This is a genomic window from Sandaracinobacter sp., from assembly GCF_041909755.1.
In the GTDB taxonomy this organism is placed as follows: Bacteria; Pseudomonadota; Alphaproteobacteria; order Sphingomonadales; family Sphingomonadaceae; genus Sandaracinobacteroides.
Map to the genome: position 1 here is coordinate 22515 of NZ_JAYRCW010000010.1, position 19005 is coordinate 41519.

Below are 19005 nucleotides of genomic sequence, written 5' to 3' on the forward strand. Positions count from 1 at the left end.
GGCGGGCCTCTGAGTGGTCAAGCCCCGATGGCGGTCATCGCCGGACAGGGCCTCTGATGAAGGAATTGAAATGCGAACCGGCGTGATCGCCAGGAAGGTGGGGATGACCCGCCTGTTCCGTGAAGACGGGGTCCATGTGCCCGTCACGGTCCTGGCCCTCGAAACGAACCAGGTCGTCGCCCAGAAGACGGCGGAGCGCGACGGCTATGTCGCGGTCCAGCTCGGCGCGGGCTCGGCCAAGGCCAAGAACCTCAGCAAGCCCGAACGCGGCCACTTCGCCAAGGCGGAAGTGGAGCCGAAGGCGATGCTCGCCGAATTCCCGGTGGCGGAAGACGCCCTGGTCGAAGTCGGCGCCACGATTTCCGCAGACCATTTCCTCGTCGGCCAGATGGTCGACGTGACGGGCGCGACGCAGGGCAAGGGCTTTGCGGGCGCCATGAAGCGCTGGGGCTTCGGCGGTCTGCGCGCGACCCACGGCGTTTCGGTCTCGCACCGTTCGCACGGCTCGACCGGCAACCGCCAGGATCCGGGCAAGGTGTTCAAGAACAAGAAGATGGCCGGCCACATGGGTGACCGGAACCGCACGCAGCAGAACCTCGAGATCGTCCTGACGGACGTCGAGCGCGACCTGCTGTTCGTGCGCGGCTCGGTGCCGGGCTCCAAGGGCGGCTGGCTGCTGGTCCGCGATTCCGTGAAGGTTTCGCGCCCCGCCGACGCGCCTTACCCGGCTGCCGTGAAGAGCGCGAACGCGCCTGTGGAAGCCCCCGTCGAGGAAGCTCCGGCCGTCGAAACGACTGGTGAGGAGCAAGCGTGATGAAGGTTCAGGTTCAAACGCTTGACGGCGGCAAGGCCGGCGAGCTCGAGCTCAACCCCGAGATCTTCGGGCTGGAGCCGCGCACCGATATCCTGCACCGCGTTGTCACCTGGCAGCTGGAAAAGCGCCGCGGCACGGCGCGTGGCGCCAAGGGCCGCTCCGAGGTCTCGCGCACGGGCAAGAAGTTCGGTCGCCAGAAGGGCGGCGGCACGGCCCGTCACGGCAACCGCGCTGCTCCGCAGTTCATCGGTGGTGGCAAGGCGCACGGTCCCGTGGTCCGCGACTTCAACCCCGGCCTGAACAAGAAGGTTCGGGCGCTGGGCCTGAAGGTTGCGCTGTCGGCCAAGGTGCGTGAAGGCAAGCTGGTTGTCGTCGACAACCTGGTGCTGGATGCTGCCAAGACGAAGGGCCTGAAGGCGAACCTCGAGAAGCTCGGCGTTGCCAACGGCCTGTTCATCGACGGAACCGCAGTCGACGTGAACTTCGCGCTGGCCAGCCGCAACCTCTACAAGGTTGATGTGCTCCCTGCGATCGGTGCCAATGTCTACGACATCCTGAACCACGATCACCTGGTGCTGACGCGCGCCGCGGTCGAGAGCCTGGAGGCGCGTTTCAATGGCTAAGCAATCCGAAACCATCGACCTGAAGCACTATGACGTGGTGGTGAAGCCCATCATCACGGAAAAGTCGACGCTGGTCGGAGAGCATAACCAACTGGTGTTCGAAGTCGCCCGCACGGCCTCCAAGCCGGAGATCAAGGCGGCGATCGAAGCGCTGTTCAACGTGAAGGTCACGGCTGTGAACACGCTGATCCAGAAGGGCAAGACGAAGCGCTGGCGGGGTAGCCCCTACCGGCGGTCCGATCTCAAGAAGGCAATCGTGACGCTGGCCGAGGGCCAGTCGATCGACGTGACGACGGGTATCTGACGCCATGGCACTGAAGCAATACAACCCGACGAGCCCGGCCCGCCGCGGCCTCGTGCTCGTCGATCGCTCGGCGCTCCACAAGGGCAAGCCCGTCAAGGCGCTGACCGAAGGCAAGACCAAGACCGGCGGCCGCAACAACATGGGCCATGCAACGGCCCGCGGCATCGGCGGCGGTCACAAGCAGCGTTACCGGATCATCGATTTCAAGCGCCGCACGTGGGATGCCCCCGCGACGGTCGAGCGCCTGGAATATGACCCGAACCGCTCGGCCTTCATCGCGCTGATCACCTATGCCGATGGCAAGCAGGCCTATATCCTGGCGCCGCAACGCCTCGCCCCCGGCGACAGCGTGGTGGCCGGCAAGAAGGTCGATGTGAAGCCTGGCAACGCGATGGAAATCGGCCAGATTCCGGTCGGCACCATCGTGCACAACGTGGAACTGAAGCCCGGCAAGGGCGGCCAGCTGGCCCGCGCCGCCGGCACCTTCATCCAGGTTGTCGGCCGCGATCGCGGCATGGTGATCATCCGCCTGAACTCGGGTGAGCAGCGCTATGTCCGTTCGGACTGCATGGCGACCGTTGGTGCGGTGTCCAACCCGGACAATTCGAACCAGTATCTTGCGAAGGCCGGTCGGGCCCGCTGGCTGGGCGTTCGCCCGCTGACCCGCGGTGTCGCCAAGAACCCGGTCGACCACCCGCATGGCGGTGGTGAAGGCCGCACGTCGGGCGGCCGCCATCCGGTCACCCCGTGGGGCAAGCCGACCAAGGGCGCCAAGACGCGTTCGAACAAGGCGACGGACAAGATGATCATCCGGTCCCGCCACGCGAAGAAGAAGAGGTAAGCGATGGCACGTTCCGTCTGGAAGGGCCCGTTCGTCGAACTGAGCCTGCTGAAGAAGGTGGAATCGGGCAGCAAGGGCCCGATCAAGACCTGGTCGCGGCGCTCGACGATCCTGCCGCAGTTCGTTGGCCACACGTTCAACGTGTACAACGGCAAGAAGTTCGTGCCGGTGTCGGTGTCGGAAGAAATGGTTGGCATGAAGCTGGGTGAGTTCGCGCCGACGCGGACCTTCCCGGGCCACGCCGCCGACAAGAAGTCGAAGAGGTAAGCGAGATGTCGAAACCCCAAGCAGGTCGCAAGGTCGGCGAGCGCGAGGCGCTTGCTGTCGCGACCACCGTGCGTGGTTCGCCCCAGAAGCTGAACCTCGTCGCCGGCCTCATCCGCGGCAAGAAGGCCGAGGAAGCCGTCGTGGCGCTGAACTTCTCCCGCAAGGCGATGGCCATCGACGTGAAGAAGTGCCTTCAGTCCGCGATCGCCAATGCCGAGAACAACCACAACCTCGACATCGACCGTCTGTGGGTGAAGGAAGCTTCGGTCGGCAAGTCGATCACCATGAAGCGCTTCGCCACCCGCGCGCGGGGCCGCTCCACGCGGATCATCAAGCCGTTCAGCCGGCTGCGGATCGTGGTGCAGGAGCTTGACGTGACGGAAGGGCAGGACGCGTAACATGGGTCACAAGACTTCCCCCATCGGGCTGCGTCTGCAGATCAACCGCACCTGGGACAGCCGCTGGTTCGCCACCGGCGACGACTATGGCCGGCTGCTTCTGGAAGACCTGAAGATCCGCCAGTTCATCCAGAAGGCGCATCCGCAGGCCGCCATTTCCAAGGTGGTGATCGAACGCCCGGCCAAGCTGTGCCGCGTCTCCATCTATGCCGCGCGCCCCGGCGTGATCATCGGCAAGAAGGGCGCCGACATCGAGAAGCTGAAGAAGCAGATCGGTGCGATGACCAAGAGCGAGGTGAGCCTGAACATCGTCGAGATCCGCAAGCCGGAAATCGATTCCAAGCTCGTCGCGCAGGGCGTCGCCGATCAGCTGGAGCGCCGCGTGGCGTTCCGCCGTGCGATGAAGCGGGCCGTCCAGTCCGCGCTTCGCCTGGGCGCCGAAGGCATCAAGATCACCTGCTCGGGCCGCCTCGGCGGCGCTGAAATCGCGCGGGTGGAATGGTATCGCGAAGGCCGTGTGCCGCTGCACACGCTCCGCGCGAACGTCGATTATGCAGAAGCCCAGGCGCACACCGCCTATGGCGTCTGCGGCGTCAAGGTGTGGATCTTCAAGGGTGAGATCCTCGGCCATGACCCGCTGGCCCAGGACCGGCTGATGATGGAATCCCAGACTTCGGGAGTTCGCCCGGCCCGGTAAGCGACGAGACTATTCTCGTCGCCTTATCGGAGGGCTCTCCCTCGACTGAAGGCGAGACAAGATGCTGCAACCGAAACGGACAAAGTTCCGCAAGGCCTTCAAGGGCCGTATTCATGGGGACGCCAAGGGCGGCACCAAACTGAACTTCGGCACCTATGGTCTGAAGGCCCTGGCGCCCGAGCGGATCACCGCGCGCCAGATCGAAAGCGCCCGTCGCGCGATCACCCGCCACATGAAGCGCCAGGGGCGCCTCTGGATCCGCATCTTCCCGGATGTGCCGGTCTCCTCGAAGCCTGCCGAAGTCCGGATGGGCTCGGGCAAGGGTTCGCCGGAATTCTGGGCCGCCCGCGTGAAGCCGGGCCGCATCATGTTCGAGATCGATGGCGTCAGCCACGAGATCGCCGCCGGTGCGTTCGAGCGCGCGGCCGCCAAGCTTCCCATCAAGGTGAAGATGGTGACCCGCCTTGGCGAGCAGAAGGACTGATCATGGCCAAGACTGAACTCAAGAGCCGGTCGGACGCCGACCTCGCCAACGATCTGCAGGCGCTGAAGCGCGAGCAGCTCAACCTGCGGTTCCAGGCTGCGACGCAGCAACTGGAAAAGCCGAGCCGGGTGCGCGAAGTGCGCCGTGGCATCGCCCGCATCCAGACCGAACAGAATGCCCGGGCCAAGGCCCAGGCTTCGAACGCTTAAGGAGGCCCTGATGCCCAAGCGCGTGCTGCAGGGGACGGTGGTCTCCGACAAGACGGACAAGACCGTTGTTGTGCTGGTGGAACGGCAGGTGCCGCACCCCCTGTACGGCAAGATCATTCGCCGTTCGAAGAAATATCATGCCCATGACGAAGCCAATGCCATCAAGGCCGGCGACGTCGTGCGGATCGAGGAATGTGCGCCGGTTTCCAAGCTGAAGACCTGGCGCGTGCTGGAAAAGGTGGGCTGATCCATGATCCAGATGCAAACCAGGCTGGATGTTGCCGACAACTCCGGCGCCAAGGAAGTGATGTGCATCAAGGTGCTTGGCGGGTCCAAGCGCCGCTTCGCCGGCGTGGGCGACGTGATCGTCGTCTCGGTGAAGGAAGCCGCCCCCAAGGGCCGCGTGAAGAAGGGTGACGTGCATCGCGCCGTCGTCGTTCGCACCGCCAAGGACATCCGTCGTGCCGATGGTTCGGTGATCCGCTTCGATGGCAACGCCGCCGTGCTGATCAACAAGAACGAGGAGCCGATCGGCACCCGTATCTTCGGCCCGGTTGTCCGCGAGCTGCGCTCGACCGGCCACATGAAGATCATTTCGCTCGCGCCGGAGGTGCTGTGATGTCGATGGCGAAGATCAAGAAGGGCGACACCGTCGTGATCCTGTCCGGCAAGGACAAGGGTCGTGAAGGTCAGGTCGTCAAGTCGCTGCCGAAGGACGGCAAGGTCGTGGTGTCAGGCGTGAACATGATTTCGCGTCACACCAAGCCTTCGCAAGCCGATCCGGAAGGTGGCGTGAAGCGGCGCGAGGCGCCGATCCATGTGTCGAACGTGGCGATCAAGGATCCGAAGACGGGCAAGCCTGCCCGTGTCGGCTTTGAAGTGCGCGACGGCAAGAAGGTACGGGTCCTCAAGGGCTCGGGCGAGGTGCTGAATGGCTAACGAACGCGCGAAGCCGCGGATGCAGAAGCTCTATGAAGAGCGGATCCGCGCGGCGATGACCGAAGAGTTCGGGTACAACAACCCGATGCAGGTCCCGAAGATCGAGAAGATCGTGATCAACATGGGTGTCGGTGAAGCCACCCAGGACAAGAAGAAGGTCGAGATCGCGGCCGCCGAAATGATGGCGATCGCGGGCCAGAAGCCTGTCGTCACGAAGGCCAAGAAGTCGATCGCGCAGTTCAAGCTGCGTGAAGGCATGCCGATCGGCTGCAAGGTCACCCTGCGCCGCGACAACATGTACGAATTCCTGGATCGCCTGATCACCATCGCGCTGCCGCGCGTGAAGGACTTCCGGGGCGTGAACCCGAAGAGCTTCGACGGCCGTGGCAATTATGCGATGGGCCTGAAGGAACAGATCATCTTCCCGGAAGTGCCCTACGACAAGATCGACAAGATCCGGGGCATGGACATCATCATCACCACCACCGCCGGAACCGACGACGAGGCGCGCGCGCTTCTTCGCCATTTCGGGATGCCGTTTGTTGGCGACGCGGAAGCGCGCCAAGCGGCTGCGGCTTGAGATAGAAGAGAGAGCTTAAGTCCATGGCGAAACTGAGTTCGATCAACAAGAACGAGCGTCGCAAGCAGCTGGTCAAGCAGTATGCGGCCAAGTTCGAGAAGCTGAAGGCCATCGCGGACGATGAAAGCCGCGACGAGGGCGAGCGCCTGATCGCGCGCCTGAAAATGGCCGAGCTGCCGCGCAATGCGAACCCGACGCGCGTGCGTAACCGCTGCGAACTGACTGGGCGCAGCCGCGCCTATTACCGCAAGTTCAAGCTTTCCCGCGTGATGCTGCGTGAACTGGCCAACAAGGGCCTGATCCCCGGCGTCACGAAGTCGAGCTGGTAAGGGCCGACAGACATGAACATGACCGATCCTCTGGGTGATATGCTCACCCGCATCCGCAACGGCCAGTCCGCCAAGAAGGACAGCGTGCTGACGCCCGCGTCCCGTCTCCGGGCCTCCGTTCTCGATGTGCTTCAGCGCGAAGGCTATATCCGTGGCTACTCCAAGGAGGACACCGCGGGGCCGCAGGCGAATATCCGCATCGAGCTGAAGTATTTCGAAGGCCAGCCCGCGATCCAGCACCTCGCACGGGTGTCCAAGCCCGGCCGCCGCGTCTACGCCGGCGCCCAGGAGCTGCCGCGCGTGAAGAACGGCCTTGGAATCACCATCGTCTCCACGCCGAAGGGCGTTCTCTCCGACGCGGAAGCGCGGGCCGAGAACGTCGGCGGCGAAGTCCTCTGCCAGGTGTTCTGATCATGAGCCGCATCGGAAAGAAGCCCGTTGCGATTCCTGCCGGCGTGCAGGCGTCCATCAACGGAGGGATCATCGAGGTGAAGGGGCCCAAGGGCACCCTCTCCATGCCGCTGGCCGATGATATCAGCTACGCGATCGAGGCGAACGAGATCCGCGTGAACCCGGCGAATGAAACCAAGCGCGCCCGCGCCTTCTGGGGCATGCAGCGCACGCTGGTTTCGAACCTGGTGGTGGGCGTCTCCGACGGCTTCACCAAGGTGCTGGAAATCACCGGCGTCGGCTATCGCGCCAATGTCCAGGGCAAGATGCTGAAGCTTCAGCTCGGCTACAGCCACGACGTCAATTACGAGATCCCCGAAGGGATCACGATCAAGACGCCGGACCAGACGACGGTCGAGATCTCCGGCTCCGACCGGCAGAAGGTGGGCCAGGTGGCCGCCGAGATCCGCCGCTGGCGGAAGCCCGAGCCCTACAAGGGCAAGGGGATCAAGTATCGCGGCGAGTTCATCTTCCGCAAGGAAGGGAAGAAGAAGTAATGGTGAAGCATCTTTCCCCCTTCGAGGCCCGTCGGCGCCGCGTGCGCACGGCCCTCGTCGCCAAGGCCGGTGGCCGTCCGCGTCTCAGCGTGCATCGCTCGCAGCAGCATATCTATGCGCAGGTGATCGACGATGCCGCCGGCAAGACCCTGGCTGCCGCCTCCACGCTCGAGAAGGATTTCTCGGGCACGGGTGCAACGGTTGCCGCTGCCGCGACGATCGGCAAGCTTCTGGCGGAACGCGCCAAGGCGGCCGGCGTCACCAAGGTCGTGTTCGACCGTGGCGGCTTCATTTTCCACGGCCGGGTGAAGGCTCTGGCCGATGCCGCCCGCGAAGGCGGACTGGAGTTCTGATATGGCTGACGACGTGATCGAAACCGAAGTGGCGGGTGCGGAAGCCGCGCCGCAGGAAGAGCGCCGTGGCCGTGGTGGCCGTGGGCGTGGTGGCCCCGGCGGGGACCGTGGTGGCCGTGGCGGCCGCGATGGCGATCGCCGCCGCCGCGAACCGCGCGCTGCCGAAGGCGAAGACGGCCAGGAGCTGATCGAGAAGCTGGTCCACATCAACCGCGTCTCCAAGACGGTGAAGGGCGGCAAGCGCTTCGGCTTTGCGGCGCTGGTCGTCGTGGGCGACGGCAAGGGCCGCGTGGGCTTCGGCCATGGCAAGGCGCGCGAAGTGCCGGAAGCCATCTCCAAGGCGACTGCGGCCGCCAAGAAGGCGATGATCCGCGTGCCGCTGCGCGAAGGCCGCACGCTGCACCATGACGGCTATGGCCATTTCGGCGCCGGCAAGGTGCATGTGCGCTCGGCGACGGCCGGTACCGGCATCATCGCCGGCGGCCCGATGCGCGCCGTGTTCGAAAGCCTGGGCGTGGCCGACGTGGTCTCCAAGTCGACCGGTTCCAACAACCCCTACAACATGGTGCGCGCGACCTTCGCGGCGCTCGAAGAGCAGACCTCCCCGCGGACGGTCGCCCAGCGGCGCGGCAAGAAGGTGGCGGACCTGCTGGCCCGTCGCGGCGATATCAGCCCGGCCCAAGCCGCGGCCGACGCCGACGCGGTTGTCGCATAAAGGAGTGTGACGATGGCAGACGTGAAAACCGTAAAGGTCACGCAGATCGGCTCGCCGATCCGCCGCACCAAGGACCAGCGCGCGACCCTGATCGGCCTGGGCCTGAACAAGATGCACCGCACGCGGGAGCTGCAGGACACCCCCGAGGTGCGCGGCATGATCGCCAAGGTGCAACATCTGGTGAAGGTGGAGGGCTGAGCCCTCTGCCGTTCACTGCGCGAACACAGCGAAAGCGAGTGCAATGACCAAGCTGAACGAAATCACCGACAACCCCGGCGCCCGCAAGGACAGCGTGCGCGTCGGCCGCGGCATCGGCTCCGGCCTCGGCAAGACTGCCGGGCGCGGCCAGAAGGGCCAGAAGAGCCGCTCCGGCGTGGCCATCAAGGGCTTCGAAGGCGGCCAGATGCCGCTGCACATGCGGCTTCCGAAGCGCGGCTTCAACAAGCCGAACCGGGCCGAGTACAGCGAAGTGAACACCGGCGCCCTGCAACGGGCCGTCGATGCCGGGCGTCTCGATGCCGGCAAGCCGGTTGACATGGCAGCCCTCCAGGCCGCCGGCCTCGTCACCCAGCCCAAGGACGGCGTCCGCCTCCTCGGCAAGGGCGAGCTGAAGGCGAAGCTGGACCTGCACGTCTCGGGCGTCACGAAGTCCGCCAAGGCTGCTGTCGAAGCGGCCGGCGGCTCCGTCACGCTTCCGGCGAAGAAGGCCGCGACCGAAGCCTGAGGCTTCGGTCTTTGCAAGGCCGGGCCGAGCGCCTACATCCTGATCAGATGTGGCGCCCGGCCCAGCCGGGCACCGGCATCAAGGACTGCGCCGGGAACCGGCCCCCAGACAGGATGAGACAATGGCGACAGCCGCCGACTCCCTTGCCCAGAACCTGAGTTTCGCAAACTTCTCGAAGGCGACCGACCTGAAGAAGCGCCTGTGGTTCACCATTGGCGCTCTCATCGTTTTCCGGCTCTGCTCCTTCGTGCCGCTGCCCGGCATCGATCCGCAGGCGCTCGATCAGCTGTTCACCCAGACATCGGGCGGCATGCTGGACTTCTTCAACATGTTCTCGGGCGGCGCGCTGGAGCGGATGTCGATCATCGCGCTCGGCATCATGCCCTACATCACCGCCTCCATCGTGGTGCAGCTCATGGGCTCCATCTACGAACCGTGGAAGGCGCTGAAGAAAGAGGGCGAGAGCGGCCGCAAGAAGCTGAACCAGTACACCCGCTTCGGCACCGTGATCCTCACCATCTTCCAGGGCTATGGCATCGCCGTCGGCCTTGAAAGCTGGGGTGCGGCCTCCGGCGCCTCCGCCGTGATCGATCCGGGCTGGTTCTTCCGCATTTCCACCATCATCACCCTGCTGGGCGGCACCCTGTTCCTGATGTGGCTGGGGGAGCAGATCACCAGCCGCGGCATCGGCAACGGCATTTCGCTCATCATCATGGCCGGGATCGTCGCCCAGGTGCCCGTCGCCATCGGCGGCCTGTTCGAACAGGGCCGCACCGGCGCCATTTCGGCCGGCTTCATCATTGCCGTGCTGGTCGTGGGCCTTGGCGTCATCGCCTTCATCTGCCTGATGGAGCGCGCCCAGCGCCGCATTCGGATCCAGTATCCGAAGCGCCAGATGGGCAACCGGATGTTCCAGGGCGATACCAGCCACCTGCCGCTGAAGCTGAACACGGCCGGCGTCATCCCGCCGATCTTCGCCTCGTCGCTGCTGCTGCTGCCGCTCACCATCGCCCAGTTCATGGGCCAGGAAGGCGGGCCGGACTGGCTGCTGACGATCACGACTTCGCTCCAGCATGGCGCGCCGCTCTATATGCTGCTCTATGCCGGCGGGATCATCTTCTTCAGCTTCTTCTACACCGCCGTGGTCTTCAACCCGGATGAAACGGCCGAGAACCTCAAGAAGCACGGCGGCTTCGTCCCCGGCATCCGCCCCGGCGAAAAGACGTCGCACTATCTGGATTTCGTGCTGACCCGGATCACCGTGATCGGCGCCGCCTACCTGACCTTGGTCTGTCTTCTCCCGGAGTTCCTGATCAGCCAGATGGCAATTCCCTTTTATCTGGGGGGCACCTCGCTTCTGATCGTGGTCAATGTCACGATGGACACGGTCGCCCAGATCCAGGGCCATATGCTGGCGCACCAGTATGAGGGCCTGATCAAGAAGGCGAAGCTGAGAACAGGGGGGCGGCGTTGACGAACGCGGGGACAGCCGAAGGCATCAACATCATCCTGCTGGGCCCCCCGGGCGCCGGCAAGGGCACGCAGGCCAGCCGCCTCGTCGAAAGCCGGGGCATGGTCCAGCTGTCCACCGGGGATATCCTTCGGGCGGCGGTGAAGGCCGGCACGGAGGTGGGCACGCTCGCCGACGAGATCATGAAGGCCGGCAAGCTGTTCCCGGATGAACTGATGGCCGAAATCCTGGGCGAGCATCTGGATGGCATTCCGCTGTCCAAGGGCGTGATCTTCGATGGCTATCCGCGCACCGCCCGTCAGGCGGAGCTGCTGGACGGCCTGCTGGACGCCCGGGGCCGCACGCTGCACCATGTGATCGAGCTGGTCGTGGACGAGGACGCGCTGGTGGACCGCATCACCGGCCGCTTCACCTGCGCCCAGTGCGGCGAAGGCTATCACGACCGCTTCAAGCCGACGAAGGCCGAAGGCGTGTGCGACAAGTGCGGTGCCACGGAGTTCAAGCGCCGCCCGGACGACAATGAGGAAACCGTGCGCACGCGCATGGCGGAATATCGCGCCAAGACCGCGCCGATCCTGCCCATCTATGCCGCGCGCGGCCTGGTGAAGGATGTGGATGGCATGGCCGACATGGACGAGGTCTCTGCCGCGATCGCCGGGATCCTCGATCAGGCGCCCGCCCGCCTTTCGAAACAGGCTTGACAGGCATTTGAATTTCGGCAGGCGCGCCCTTGACAGGTGCGCCTGCCATCTATAGCGACGCCTCTTCCGATTCCCGCACGCGTGCAGCCATAGCCCCGGTCAAGTCCGGTCGGCCATGTTTCCGCTGGCGGGAAACCGGCAACGCAGAGAGATGGAGCGCCCGGCCCAAGGCGCACCGTGGAGCAGGAGCAGTTTGTGGCACGTATCGCAGGGGTCAACATCCCCACCAACAAGCGCGTGGAAATCGCGCTCACCTATATTCACGGCATTGGCCGCACCCGCGCCAAGGAAATCACCGCCAAGCTCGGCTTCCCGCCTGAGCGCCGCGTGCAGGACCTGACCGACGCCGAAGTCCTTTCGATCCGCGAGACGATCGATCGCGACTACACGGTGGAAGGCGATCTTCGCCGCGACACCGCGATGAACATCAAGCGGCTGATGGACCTGGCCTGCTATCGCGGCCTGCGCCACCGCAAGGGTCTGCCCGTTCGCGGTCAGCGCACCCACACCAACGCCCGCACCCGCAAGGGCAAGGCCAAGCCGATCGCAGGGAAGAAGAAGTAATGGCACGCGCACCCGAAAGGCTGAAGCGCCGCGAGCGCAAGAACATCACGGCCGGCGTCGCGCATGTGAACGCCAGCTTCAACAACACCATGATCACCATCACGGACGCGCAGGGCAATGCGATTGCCTGGTCGTCGGCCGGCACGATGGGGTTCAAGGGCAGCCGCAAGTCCACGCCCTATGCCGCGCAGGTTGCCGCCGAAGACGCCGGCAAGAAGGCCGCGGAACATGGCGTCCGCACGCTGGAAGTGGAAGTGAAGGGTCCGGGTTCGGGCCGCGAATCCGCCCTGCGCGCGCTGCAGGCTGTCGGCTTCCAGATCACGTCGATCCGCGACGTCACGTCTATCCCGCACAACGGGGTGCGTCCGCCGAAGCGCCGCCGGGTCTGACGACATCGCATATCCGCCCGGCGGTGCCCACCGCCGGGCGGCCGCGCTTTCCGCGATCCGATGCGGCGAAGCGCCTGAGGGGCACGAAACAAGTGGCGGATGGTCGACGGGCCATCTTGCCCAAGGCAAAGGTGAAATGATCGTGTCAGCAGCCTATGCGAAGAACTGGCAGGAACTGAAGAAGCCGAACGCGCTGGACGTGAAGGCCGGCGGCACGGCGAGCAAGAAGGTGTTCGTGGCGGAACCGCTTGAGCGCGGCTTTGGCCTGACGCTGGGCAACGCGCTGCGGCGCGTGCTGCTGTCGAGCCTGCAGGGCGCGGCGGTCACCGCCATCAAGATCGATGGCGCGCTTCATGAATTCTCGTCTCTGCCGGGCGTTCGCGAAGACGTGACCGACATCGTCCTGAACGTGAAGCAGGTCGTCGTGAAGATGCAGGGCGATCAGGTGAAGCGCCTGTCGCTGTCCGCCTCCGGCCCCGGCGAAGTCACGGCGGGCCAGATCGCGGTCACCGGCGACATCGAGATTTCGAACCCGGATCTGGTGATCTGCACGCTCGATGAAGGCGCGACCTTCAACATGGAGCTGACGGTGCAGACGGGGAAGGGCTATGTGCCCGCCGCCATGAACCGCCCGGCGGATGCGCCGATCGGCCTGATCCCGGTGGACGCGCTCTATGCGCCCGTCCGCCAGGTCGCCTACAAGGTGGAACCCACCCGCGTCGGCCAGGATCTGGACTATGACAAGCTGACGCTGACGGTGGAAACCGATGGCTCGGTGCCGCCGGAAGATGCCGTCGGCTATGCCGCGCGCATCCTGCAGGATCAGCTGCAGCTGTTCATCAACTTTGAAGAGCCGGCCGCCCGCCCGGTGGCGGCCGCCCCGGTCGCCGGCGCCGTGGAAGATGCGCCGACCGACGTGATGATGAACCGCAACCTTCTGAAGAAGGTGGACGAGCTGGAACTTTCGGTCCGTTCGGCCAACTGCCTGAAGAACGACAACATCATCTATATCGGCGATCTGGTGCAGAAGTCGGAACCGGAAATGCTCCGCACCCCGAACTTCGGCCGCAAGTCGCTGAACGAGATCAAGGAAGTTCTCGCCTCCATGGGGCTGCGCCTCGGGATGGACATCCCGGGCTGGCCGCCCGAGAACATCGAGGATCTCGCCAAGAAGCTCGAACAGGAATTCTAAGGCCCGAAGCGCCCGGGGTTAAGCGGGCGTGGACTGGGGTACCTGAAACGGCCCCTTTACAAACGGAGACAGGACTATGCGTCACAAGGTTGCCCACCGGAAGCTCGGCCGCACGACGGAGCATCGCATGGCGATGCTCAAGAACATGTCGGCTTCGCTGATCAAGCACGAGCAGATCGTGACCACGCTGCCCAAGGCGAAGGAACTTCGCCCCTATATCGAAAAGCTGGTGACGCTGGCCAAGAAGGGCGGTCTTTCCAACCGCCGTCTCGCCCATGCCCGCCTGCAGGACGATGCGCAGCTGAAGAAGCTGTTCGACGTGCTGGCCCCGCGCTACGCGGGCCGCCCGGGCGGTTATGTCCGCGTGCTGAAGGCCGGTTTCCGCGCCTCGGATCAGGCCGCCATGGCCGTGATCGAGTTCGTGGATCGCGATGTCAGCGCCAAGGGCCAGGATTCCGGCCCGGTCCAGGCCGCCGAAGCGGCCTGATCGTCCGACCGAACGGACTGAAAAGCCCGGCTGGCGATCCGCCAGCCGGGCTTTTTCGTTTCCGGCACAGGCAGTTCCGCCATGCTGCCCTGCAACATGAAGGCTCCCATTTTCGTTGCTCATGGGCTAAGGCCGACTCGTCGGGCAACAGAAGGGATGGTCGCCAATGGCTGAAAAGCGGGAAATGCGTCCGCGCGGATATTACAAGGCCTGGCGCCCCATCGCCACGCGCTGGATGGACAATGACGTCTACGGCCATGTGAACAATGTCGTCTATTACAGCTTCTTCGACACGGCCGTGAACGCCTGGCTGGTCGAACATGGCCTGCTCGACATCGAAAAGGGCCCGATGATCGGTCTCGTCGTCGAAACCGGCTGCACCTATGCCCGCCCCGTCGCCTTCCCCGAAGAAGTGCAGGCCGGAATCGCGGTCAGCCGTGTCGGCAACAGCTCGGTCCGCTACGAAATCGGTCTGTTCGTGAAGGGCAGCAACCAGCCGGCCGCCGAAGGCTTCTTCGTTCACGTCTATGTCGATCGCGAAGGCCGCCGCCCGAAGCCGCTGACGCCCGAGTGGAAGGCCGTGATCAGCAGGATCGCCGTCGACATCTGATCCGCGGCACTGGCGCGACTCGGATTCGGGCCTTATGAGCCCGCCATGTCAGTCTCTGCCGAAGCCCAAGCCAACACCGTCCTGATCCTCGACTTCGGGAGCCAGGTCACCCAGCTCATCGCCCGCCGCGTCCGCGAGGCCCATGTCTATTGCGAGGTGGTGCCCTTCCACGCAGCACGGGCGGCGCTCGAAAGGCTGAAGCCGAAGGCCATCATCCTGTCGGGCGGTCCCGCCAGCGTGACGGAGGCGACGAGCCCCGAACTCCCCGCCGAAGTGCTGTCTGCCGGCATCCCGGTGCTGGGGATCTGCTATGGCCAGCAGGCGCTGGTGAAGGCGCTGGGCGGGCGGGTGACGCCGGGCGTCACCCGCGAATTCGGCCGGGCCGAGGTGGACGTGGTCGCGCCGTGCCGGATGTTCGAGGGCGTGTGGGGCGTGGGCGAACGCCATGTCGTCTGGATGAGCCATGGCGACCATGCAGACGAACTGCCGGCAGGTTTCGAGGTGATGGCCCGTTCGGAAGGGGCGCCCTTCGCCTTCATCGCGGACGAGGCGCGCGGCATCTATGCCGCCCAATTCCATCTGGAGGTGCTGCACACACCCGACGGCCGGGCGCTGATCGAGAATTTCGTGCTGAAGATCGCCGGCGCCAAGCCGGCGTGGAGCATGGCCAGCTTCCGCGAGACCAAGATCGCGGAAATCCGCGCCCAGGTCGGGCAAGGCAAGGTGATCTGCGGCCTGTCGGGCGGGGTCGATTCCGCTGTCGCCGCCGTTCTCATCCATGAAGCCATCGGCGACCAGCTCACCTGCGTCTTCGTCGATCACGGCCTGATGCGCCTGCACGAGGCGGAGCAGGTCGTGACCTTGTTCCGCGACCATTACAACATCCCCCTCGTCCATGTGGATGCGGAAGAGCTGTTCCTGTCGGGCCTCGCCGGCGTGACCGACCCGGAAGCCAAGCGCAAGTTCATCGGCAAGACCTTCATCGACGTGTTCGAGGCGGAGGCGAAGAAGATCGGCGGCGCGAAATTCCTGGCGCAGGGCACGCTCTATCCCGACGTGATCGAAAGCGTCTCGTTCATCGGTGGCCCCAGCGTCACCATCAAGAGCCACCACAATGTCGGCGGCCTGCCGGAACGGATGGACATGGCGCTGGTGGAACCGCTGCGCGAGCTGTTCAAGGATGAAGTCCGCGCGCTGGGCCGGGAACTTGGCCTGCCCGAGGTGTTCGTGGGCCGCCATCCCTTCCCCGGGCCGGGGCTGGGCATCCGCATCCCGGGCGAAGTGACGAAGGAAGCCTGCGGCGTGCTGCGGCAGGCCGACGCCATCTACCTTGAGGAGATCCGCGCGGCGGGCCTCTACGACGCCATCTGGCAGGCCTTCGCCGTGCTGCTGCCAGTGCGCACGGTGGGCGTGATGGGCGACGGCCGCACCTACGACAAGGTCTGCGCGCTCCGCGCCGTGACGTCCGTGGATGGCATGACGGCCGACATCTACCCGTTCGAGGCGGCCTTCCTCAGCCGCGTCGCCACCCGCATCGTGAACGAGGTGCGCGGCATCAACCGCGTCGTCTATGACTATACCTCGAAGCCGCCCGGCACGATCGAGTGGGAATAATTTTTGCCCATCCGAGGGTATCCGAAACTACGCCAGAATACGCTCTAAACCACTGAAAAACAAAAATAATCGATCCGAAGCCTATCGATGTCTATCGGTGGGCATGGAACGCGTCTGTCGTGTCTGATGACGGACCCGGCCCCCGTTGATAATCCGAAAAATCGAAAGTACCGTCACAGCGACCGAGGCCCATGACGGTACTTTTTTCAGCCTAACGCGCTGAACATAAAGAGATAATTCCGTCAAAAGCCTCCAAAAACCGCGTGACGGTCCTTTTTCCGCGAGGAGGCCCAAATGTTGACGGATGCAGCACTCAAGTGCCTGAAACCAAAAGCCAAAATGTACAAGGTGACAGATCGTGACGGCATGTATGTGCGCGTCGCACCGACGGGCGGCATTTCGTTCAGGCTCGACTACCGGCTGAACGGGAGGCGGGAGACCGTCCATCTCGGCAAGTACGCCCGGGATGGGATCTCACTCGCCCGGGCGCGCGAACTGTGCCTGGATGCGAAACGGATGATCGCCGAGGGGCGATCCCCCGCCATCGAGAAGCAGCGGGATAAGCGCCGGATCAAGGAGGCCAAGAGCTTCGGCGAGTTCGGCGAGAAGTGGCTGACGGGCGCGCCCATGGCCGACAGCACGCGCGCCATGCGCCGCGCCATCTTCGAGCGTGAACTCAAGCCCGTCTGGCGGAACCGTTTGCTGACCGAGATCACGCCTGATGACCTGCGTGCCCACTGCGCCAAGATCGTGGAACGTGGTGCGCCGGCGACGGCCATCCATGTGCGGGATATCCTGAAGCAAATCTACGCGTTCGCCATTCTCCACGGCGAAAAGGTCGCGAACCCGGCCGATGACGTTGGTCCTGCTTCGATCGCCACCTTCACGCCGAAGGACAGGGCGCTGTCGCCGACCGAGATCCGCATCATGCTCAAGCAGCTCGAGCATGTCGCGACGCTGCCGACGATCCGTCTCGGCATGAAGCTCTACCTCCTCACCATGGTCCGGAAGAGCGAGCTGCAGGACGCGGTCTGGGATGAGGTGGATTTCGAAAACGCCGTCTGGACGATCCCGAAGGAGCGCATGAAGCGGTCGAAGCCTCACAATGTCTACCTGTGCCGGCAGACCCTCGACATCATGATCGCGCTCAAGACCTGCGCCGGCAATTCAAGGTATCTGCTGCCGTCCCGCTACGATGCGGATGCGCCGATGTCGCGGGCGACCTTCAACCGGGTCACCTACGCTGTCGTCGAACAGGCCAAGAAGGAGGGGCTGCCACTGGAGCCGTTCACCGTGCATGACCTGCGCCGCACGGGCTCGACGCTGCTCAATGAGCTGGGCTTCAACCGCGACTGGATCGAAAAGTGCCTGGCGCACGAGGACGGGCGTTCATCTCGCGGCGTCTACAACAAGGCGGAATACGAGGTTCAGCGTCGCCACATGATGCAGGAATGGGCCGACACCGTCGATGCGTGGGTCGAGGGCCGGAAGTATGTTCCGACGCTGCTGCCGACAGTCATGCCGCCTATCGCGCTCGATCCTGCGCTTTGACCGGGCGGGACTTGCGCTTCGTCACGTCGGGGTGCTGCGCGCGCTGGATCGGCTTCGCGCGCCGCGCCAGCAACCAGGCGTGGACCTCGGCGAGATCCCAGACGATGCAGCGCGGCGACAGCGCGAAGCGGCGTGGAAATTCGCCGCGCTGCTCCATCTCGTAGATTGTGCTGTCGGCCAGGGGCACCATCTCGCGCAGCTGGTGCCGCCTGATGGTCTTCCTGATCTCCAGAAGCTCGCTCTGACCCATGTTGGCTCTCCTTCGCGGCGGTCGCTGGCGATTGAGAACGATAGGTGCCGATCCCGGAAGTCCCTTCCGAGTGGCGTGCGGCAATCTCGGGCTCTGGCGTAGAAATCGGCGGGTCAAATTCAGTCCTGAAAGCTCGGCGGGACATCCGTCAGCCCACAGAATCTGCACGACTCGCCGCACCCGTTCCGCGCCGTAATTGCTCTGTTCAGATCACGCACCATTTACTGCTTGCACCGGCGAAATGCGATCCAGAAGTCCGCTAGCGACGTAGGAACAGTCGAATGTGTGACACTTAAGGATTTCGTTGGCGGCGGTAGCGAGGAGACGCAGAAGACCCATAATCTGATCGGAACAGTTCTCGGGGGCTGACGGGGCGACGTTTGCAAAGACCTTTGCATAATGGGGAACCATCGTGCCGAGATCGAAGATCGAGCTACGCCATGTGCGTTACATCATGGCCGCGGCTGAGAGCGGCAGCTTCCGGCGCGCGGCTCAGGACCTCGGCGTCGAGCAGTCGGCGATCAGCCGGCGCATCCGTGATGTCGAGGATGAGATCGGTGCCAAGCTGTTCCGCCGTCACAGCGCTGGCGTCGACCTCACGGAGATCGGCAAGCAGTTTCTGCACCAAGCCAGCCCCGGCGCACATCAGATCGGTTCGGCACTCGCACGCGCGCGGACCGGGGCGGCGAAAGGGCGATATCTCACGGTTGGCGTCTTCGGGCCACTGACCATGGGGTTCCTGCCGGAACTCTTCGGCGCCTTTCGGTGGGACAGGCCGGGCACCCGCCTGCGCTTCAGCGAAGCGAGCACGCCTGACCTCATCGCGGCCGTGCGGCGCGGGCAGTTGGATATCGGTGTTGTAGCCGAGGCTTCGCCTGGGCAGGGCTATGCCATCACCCATCTTTGGGAAGAACCCGTCTACCTGGCAATGCCGGAAGGTGACCCGCTCGCC

31 protein-coding genes are annotated in these 19005 nt (G+C 64.6%); 30 read left to right on the forward strand and 1 reads right to left on the reverse strand.

Annotated features, from left to right (window positions below; genetic code table 11):
* Window positions 1–70: 70 nt before the first annotated feature.
* The 29 genes from rplC to ACE3O8_RS02945 all read left to right on the forward strand — a co-directional run bounded on the left by rplC (window position 71) and on the right by ACE3O8_RS02945 (window position 17803).
* On the forward strand, window positions 71–814 hold the full coding sequence (gene rplC / locus ACE3O8_RS02805; protein ID WP_374386556.1) for a 50S ribosomal protein L3: 744 nt from the start codon (window positions 71–73) through the stop codon (window positions 812–814).
* Window positions 814–1437 (forward strand): 50S ribosomal protein L4, encoded by a 624-nt coding sequence (rplD, locus tag ACE3O8_RS02810; RefSeq protein ID WP_374386558.1) that lies wholly within the window; start codon window positions 814–816, stop codon window positions 1435–1437. The genes rplC and rplD overlap by 1 nt, the downstream gene beginning before the upstream one ends.
* Window positions 1430–1741 carry a 50S ribosomal protein L23 gene (locus tag ACE3O8_RS02815; RefSeq protein WP_374386560.1) on the forward strand — a complete coding sequence of 104 codons (312 nt, stop codon included), beginning with the start codon at window positions 1430–1432 and terminating at the stop codon, window positions 1739–1741. The genes rplD and ACE3O8_RS02815 overlap by 8 nt, the downstream gene beginning before the upstream one ends.
* Before the next feature lie 4 nt (window positions 1742–1745).
* Complete coding sequence (rplB, locus tag ACE3O8_RS02820; RefSeq protein WP_374386562.1) at window positions 1746–2582, forward strand: 50S ribosomal protein L2; 837 nt, start codon at window positions 1746–1748, stop codon at window positions 2580–2582.
* A 3-nt stretch (window positions 2583–2585) separates the two neighbouring features.
* On the forward strand, window positions 2586–2849 hold the full coding sequence (rpsS, locus tag ACE3O8_RS02825; protein WP_374386564.1) for a 30S ribosomal protein S19: 264 nt from the start codon (window positions 2586–2588) through the stop codon (window positions 2847–2849).
* A gap of 5 nt (window positions 2850–2854) precedes the next feature.
* The gene (gene rplV / locus ACE3O8_RS02830; protein ID WP_374386565.1) at window positions 2855–3247 is read left to right on the forward strand and encodes a 50S ribosomal protein L22; all 393 of its coding nucleotides are present in this window, start codon (window positions 2855–2857) and stop codon (window positions 3245–3247) included.
* 1 nt (window position 3248) lies between these two features.
* Complete coding sequence (rpsC, locus tag ACE3O8_RS02835; RefSeq protein ID WP_374386566.1) at window positions 3249–3944, forward strand: 30S ribosomal protein S3; 696 nt, start codon at window positions 3249–3251, stop codon at window positions 3942–3944.
* 61 nt (window positions 3945–4005) lie between these two features.
* Entirely contained in the window at window positions 4006–4428 is a 423-nt protein-coding gene (gene rplP, locus ACE3O8_RS02840) for a 50S ribosomal protein L16 (RefSeq protein ID WP_374386568.1), read from the forward strand.
* Between the two features lie 2 nt (window positions 4429–4430).
* Window positions 4431–4637 (forward strand): 50S ribosomal protein L29, encoded by a 207-nt coding sequence (gene rpmC, locus ACE3O8_RS02845; RefSeq protein WP_374386570.1) that lies wholly within the window; start codon window positions 4431–4433, stop codon window positions 4635–4637.
* 10 nt (window positions 4638–4647) lie between these two features.
* Complete coding sequence (rpsQ, locus tag ACE3O8_RS02850; RefSeq protein ID WP_140927692.1) at window positions 4648–4884, forward strand: 30S ribosomal protein S17; 237 nt, start codon at window positions 4648–4650, stop codon at window positions 4882–4884.
* Between the two features lie 3 nt (window positions 4885–4887).
* Complete coding sequence (rplN, locus tag ACE3O8_RS02855; RefSeq protein WP_374386572.1) at window positions 4888–5256, forward strand: 50S ribosomal protein L14; 369 nt, start codon at window positions 4888–4890, stop codon at window positions 5254–5256.
* The gene (gene rplX, locus ACE3O8_RS02860; protein ID WP_374386574.1) at window positions 5256–5576 is read left to right on the forward strand and encodes a 50S ribosomal protein L24; all 321 of its coding nucleotides are present in this window, start codon (window positions 5256–5258) and stop codon (window positions 5574–5576) included. Before rplN ends, rplX begins: the two co-directional genes overlap by 1 nt.
* A complete protein-coding gene (rplE, locus tag ACE3O8_RS02865; RefSeq protein WP_374386576.1) occupies window positions 5569–6156 on the forward strand; it encodes a 50S ribosomal protein L5 in 588 nt (195 codons plus the stop codon). Before rplX ends, rplE begins: the two co-directional genes overlap by 8 nt.
* A 23-nt stretch (window positions 6157–6179) precedes the next feature.
* Window positions 6180–6485 (forward strand): 30S ribosomal protein S14, encoded by a 306-nt coding sequence (gene rpsN / locus ACE3O8_RS02870; RefSeq protein WP_374386578.1) that lies wholly within the window; start codon window positions 6180–6182, stop codon window positions 6483–6485.
* Window positions 6486–6497: 12 nt separating this feature from the next.
* Window positions 6498–6896, forward strand: coding sequence for a 30S ribosomal protein S8 (gene rpsH / locus ACE3O8_RS02875; RefSeq protein WP_374386580.1), 399 nt, complete (start codon window positions 6498–6500; stop codon window positions 6894–6896).
* 2 nt (window positions 6897–6898) lie between these two features.
* Window positions 6899–7432 (forward strand): 50S ribosomal protein L6, encoded by a 534-nt coding sequence (gene rplF, locus ACE3O8_RS02880; protein ID WP_374386582.1) that lies wholly within the window; start codon window positions 6899–6901, stop codon window positions 7430–7432.
* Window positions 7433–7434: 2 nt separating this feature from the next.
* Complete coding sequence (gene rplR, locus ACE3O8_RS02885) at window positions 7435–7785, forward strand: 50S ribosomal protein L18 (RefSeq protein WP_374386605.1); 351 nt, start codon at window positions 7435–7437, stop codon at window positions 7783–7785.
* Window position 7786: 1 nt separating this feature from the next.
* Entirely contained in the window at window positions 7787–8500 is a 714-nt protein-coding gene (gene rpsE / locus ACE3O8_RS02890; protein WP_374386584.1) for a 30S ribosomal protein S5, read from the forward strand.
* A 21-nt stretch (window positions 8501–8521) separates the two neighbouring features.
* The gene (gene rpmD, locus ACE3O8_RS02895; RefSeq protein WP_374386607.1) at window positions 8522–8698 is read left to right on the forward strand and encodes a 50S ribosomal protein L30; all 177 of its coding nucleotides are present in this window, start codon (window positions 8522–8524) and stop codon (window positions 8696–8698) included.
* A gap of 43 nt (window positions 8699–8741) precedes the next feature.
* Window positions 8742–9224 (forward strand): 50S ribosomal protein L15, encoded by a 483-nt coding sequence (rplO, locus tag ACE3O8_RS02900; RefSeq protein WP_374386586.1) that lies wholly within the window; start codon window positions 8742–8744, stop codon window positions 9222–9224.
* Between the two features lie 121 nt (window positions 9225–9345).
* Window positions 9346–10698: a preprotein translocase subunit SecY gene (gene secY, locus ACE3O8_RS02905; RefSeq protein ID WP_374386588.1), complete on the forward strand. Its 1353-nt coding sequence runs from the start codon at window positions 9346–9348 to the stop codon at window positions 10696–10698.
* Between the two features lie 23 nt (window positions 10699–10721).
* Window positions 10722–11396, forward strand: a complete 675-nt coding sequence (locus tag ACE3O8_RS02910; protein ID WP_374386609.1) for an adenylate kinase — start codon at window positions 10722–10724, stop codon at window positions 11394–11396.
* Window positions 11397–11591: 195 nt separating this feature from the next.
* Complete coding sequence (gene rpsM, locus ACE3O8_RS02915) at window positions 11592–11960, forward strand: 30S ribosomal protein S13 (protein ID WP_374386590.1); 369 nt, start codon at window positions 11592–11594, stop codon at window positions 11958–11960.
* Complete coding sequence (gene rpsK / locus ACE3O8_RS02920; RefSeq protein ID WP_199553356.1) at window positions 11960–12349, forward strand: 30S ribosomal protein S11; 390 nt, start codon at window positions 11960–11962, stop codon at window positions 12347–12349. Before rpsM ends, rpsK begins: the two co-directional genes overlap by 1 nt.
* Before the next feature lie 136 nt (window positions 12350–12485).
* Window positions 12486–13541 (forward strand): DNA-directed RNA polymerase subunit alpha, encoded by a 1056-nt coding sequence (locus ACE3O8_RS02925; RefSeq protein WP_374386592.1) that lies wholly within the window; start codon window positions 12486–12488, stop codon window positions 13539–13541.
* A 76-nt stretch (window positions 13542–13617) separates the two neighbouring features.
* Complete coding sequence (gene rplQ, locus ACE3O8_RS02930; protein ID WP_374386594.1) at window positions 13618–14028, forward strand: 50S ribosomal protein L17; 411 nt, start codon at window positions 13618–13620, stop codon at window positions 14026–14028.
* Window positions 14029–14194: 166 nt separating this feature from the next.
* A complete protein-coding gene (locus ACE3O8_RS02935; protein WP_374386597.1) occupies window positions 14195–14638 on the forward strand; it encodes an acyl-CoA thioesterase in 444 nt (147 codons plus the stop codon).
* A gap of 45 nt (window positions 14639–14683) precedes the next feature.
* Window positions 14684–16252 carry a glutamine-hydrolyzing GMP synthase gene (gene guaA, locus ACE3O8_RS02940; protein WP_374386599.1) on the forward strand — a complete coding sequence of 523 codons (1569 nt, stop codon included), beginning with the start codon at window positions 14684–14686 and terminating at the stop codon, window positions 16250–16252.
* A 294-nt stretch (window positions 16253–16546) separates the two neighbouring features.
* Window positions 16547–17803: a site-specific integrase gene (locus ACE3O8_RS02945; protein WP_293536248.1), complete on the forward strand. Its 1257-nt coding sequence runs from the start codon at window positions 16547–16549 to the stop codon at window positions 17801–17803.
* Here ACE3O8_RS02945 and ACE3O8_RS02950 read toward each other — a convergent pair.
* Window positions 17778–18053, reverse strand: coding sequence for a helix-turn-helix transcriptional regulator (locus ACE3O8_RS02950; RefSeq protein ID WP_374386601.1), 276 nt, complete (start codon window positions 18051–18053; stop codon window positions 17778–17780). The two genes, ACE3O8_RS02945 and ACE3O8_RS02950, sit on opposite strands and share 26 nt — an antisense overlap.
* A gap of 412 nt (window positions 18054–18465) precedes the next feature.
* Between ACE3O8_RS02950 and ACE3O8_RS02955 the strand changes: the two genes are divergently transcribed.
* The coding region (locus ACE3O8_RS02955) for a LysR family transcriptional regulator (RefSeq protein ID WP_374386603.1) at window positions 18466–19005 on the forward strand (540 nt) is incomplete at its 3' end.

Excerpts from the sequence above, each read along its gene's own strand:
- secY (WP_374386588.1), top strand. The coding sequence starts at position 9,346 with ATGGCGACAGCCGCCGACTCCCTTGCCCAGAACCTGAGTTTCGCAAAC.
- ACE3O8_RS02815 (WP_374386560.1), top strand. The coding sequence starts at position 1,430 with ATGGCTAAGCAATCCGAAACCATCGACCTGAAGCACTATGACGTGGTG.
- rpsS (WP_374386564.1), top strand. The coding sequence starts at position 2,586 with ATGGCACGTTCCGTCTGGAAGGGCCCGTTCGTCGAACTGAGCCTGCTG.
- rpsE (WP_374386584.1), top strand. The coding sequence starts at position 7,787 with ATGGCTGACGACGTGATCGAAACCGAAGTGGCGGGTGCGGAAGCCGCG.
- rplD (WP_374386558.1), top strand. The coding sequence starts at position 814 with ATGAAGGTTCAGGTTCAAACGCTTGACGGCGGCAAGGCCGGCGAGCTC.
- ACE3O8_RS02950 (WP_374386601.1), bottom strand. The coding sequence starts at position 18,053 with ATGGGTCAGAGCGAGCTTCTGGAGATCAGGAAGACCATCAGGCGGCAC.
- rpsN (WP_374386578.1), top strand. The coding sequence starts at position 6,180 with ATGGCGAAACTGAGTTCGATCAACAAGAACGAGCGTCGCAAGCAGCTG.
- rplQ (WP_374386594.1), top strand. The coding sequence starts at position 13,618 with ATGCGTCACAAGGTTGCCCACCGGAAGCTCGGCCGCACGACGGAGCAT.
- rpsQ (WP_140927692.1), top strand. The coding sequence starts at position 4,648 with ATGCCCAAGCGCGTGCTGCAGGGGACGGTGGTCTCCGACAAGACGGAC.
- ACE3O8_RS02925 (WP_374386592.1), top strand. The coding sequence starts at position 12,486 with ATGATCGTGTCAGCAGCCTATGCGAAGAACTGGCAGGAACTGAAGAAG.
- rpsH (WP_374386580.1), top strand. The coding sequence starts at position 6,498 with ATGAACATGACCGATCCTCTGGGTGATATGCTCACCCGCATCCGCAAC.
- rplF (WP_374386582.1), top strand. The coding sequence starts at position 6,899 with ATGAGCCGCATCGGAAAGAAGCCCGTTGCGATTCCTGCCGGCGTGCAG.
- guaA (WP_374386599.1), top strand. The coding sequence starts at position 14,684 with ATGTCAGTCTCTGCCGAAGCCCAAGCCAACACCGTCCTGATCCTCGAC.
- rplX (WP_374386574.1), top strand. The coding sequence starts at position 5,256 with ATGTCGATGGCGAAGATCAAGAAGGGCGACACCGTCGTGATCCTGTCC.
- rpmC (WP_374386570.1), top strand. The coding sequence starts at position 4,431 with ATGGCCAAGACTGAACTCAAGAGCCGGTCGGACGCCGACCTCGCCAAC.
- ACE3O8_RS02935 (WP_374386597.1), top strand. The coding sequence starts at position 14,195 with ATGGCTGAAAAGCGGGAAATGCGTCCGCGCGGATATTACAAGGCCTGG.
- ACE3O8_RS02945 (WP_293536248.1), top strand. The coding sequence starts at position 16,547 with ATGTTGACGGATGCAGCACTCAAGTGCCTGAAACCAAAAGCCAAAATG.
- rplV (WP_374386565.1), top strand. The coding sequence starts at position 2,855 with ATGTCGAAACCCCAAGCAGGTCGCAAGGTCGGCGAGCGCGAGGCGCTT.
- rplC (WP_374386556.1), top strand. The coding sequence starts at position 71 with ATGCGAACCGGCGTGATCGCCAGGAAGGTGGGGATGACCCGCCTGTTC.
- rplE (WP_374386576.1), top strand. The coding sequence starts at position 5,569 with ATGGCTAACGAACGCGCGAAGCCGCGGATGCAGAAGCTCTATGAAGAG.
- rplO (WP_374386586.1), top strand. The coding sequence starts at position 8,742 with ATGACCAAGCTGAACGAAATCACCGACAACCCCGGCGCCCGCAAGGAC.
- rplN (WP_374386572.1), top strand. The coding sequence starts at position 4,888 with ATGATCCAGATGCAAACCAGGCTGGATGTTGCCGACAACTCCGGCGCC.
- rpsK (WP_199553356.1), top strand. The coding sequence starts at position 11,960 with ATGGCACGCGCACCCGAAAGGCTGAAGCGCCGCGAGCGCAAGAACATC.
- rpsC (WP_374386566.1), top strand. The coding sequence starts at position 3,249 with ATGGGTCACAAGACTTCCCCCATCGGGCTGCGTCTGCAGATCAACCGC.
- rplB (WP_374386562.1), top strand. The coding sequence starts at position 1,746 with ATGGCACTGAAGCAATACAACCCGACGAGCCCGGCCCGCCGCGGCCTC.
- rplP (WP_374386568.1), top strand. The coding sequence starts at position 4,006 with ATGCTGCAACCGAAACGGACAAAGTTCCGCAAGGCCTTCAAGGGCCGT.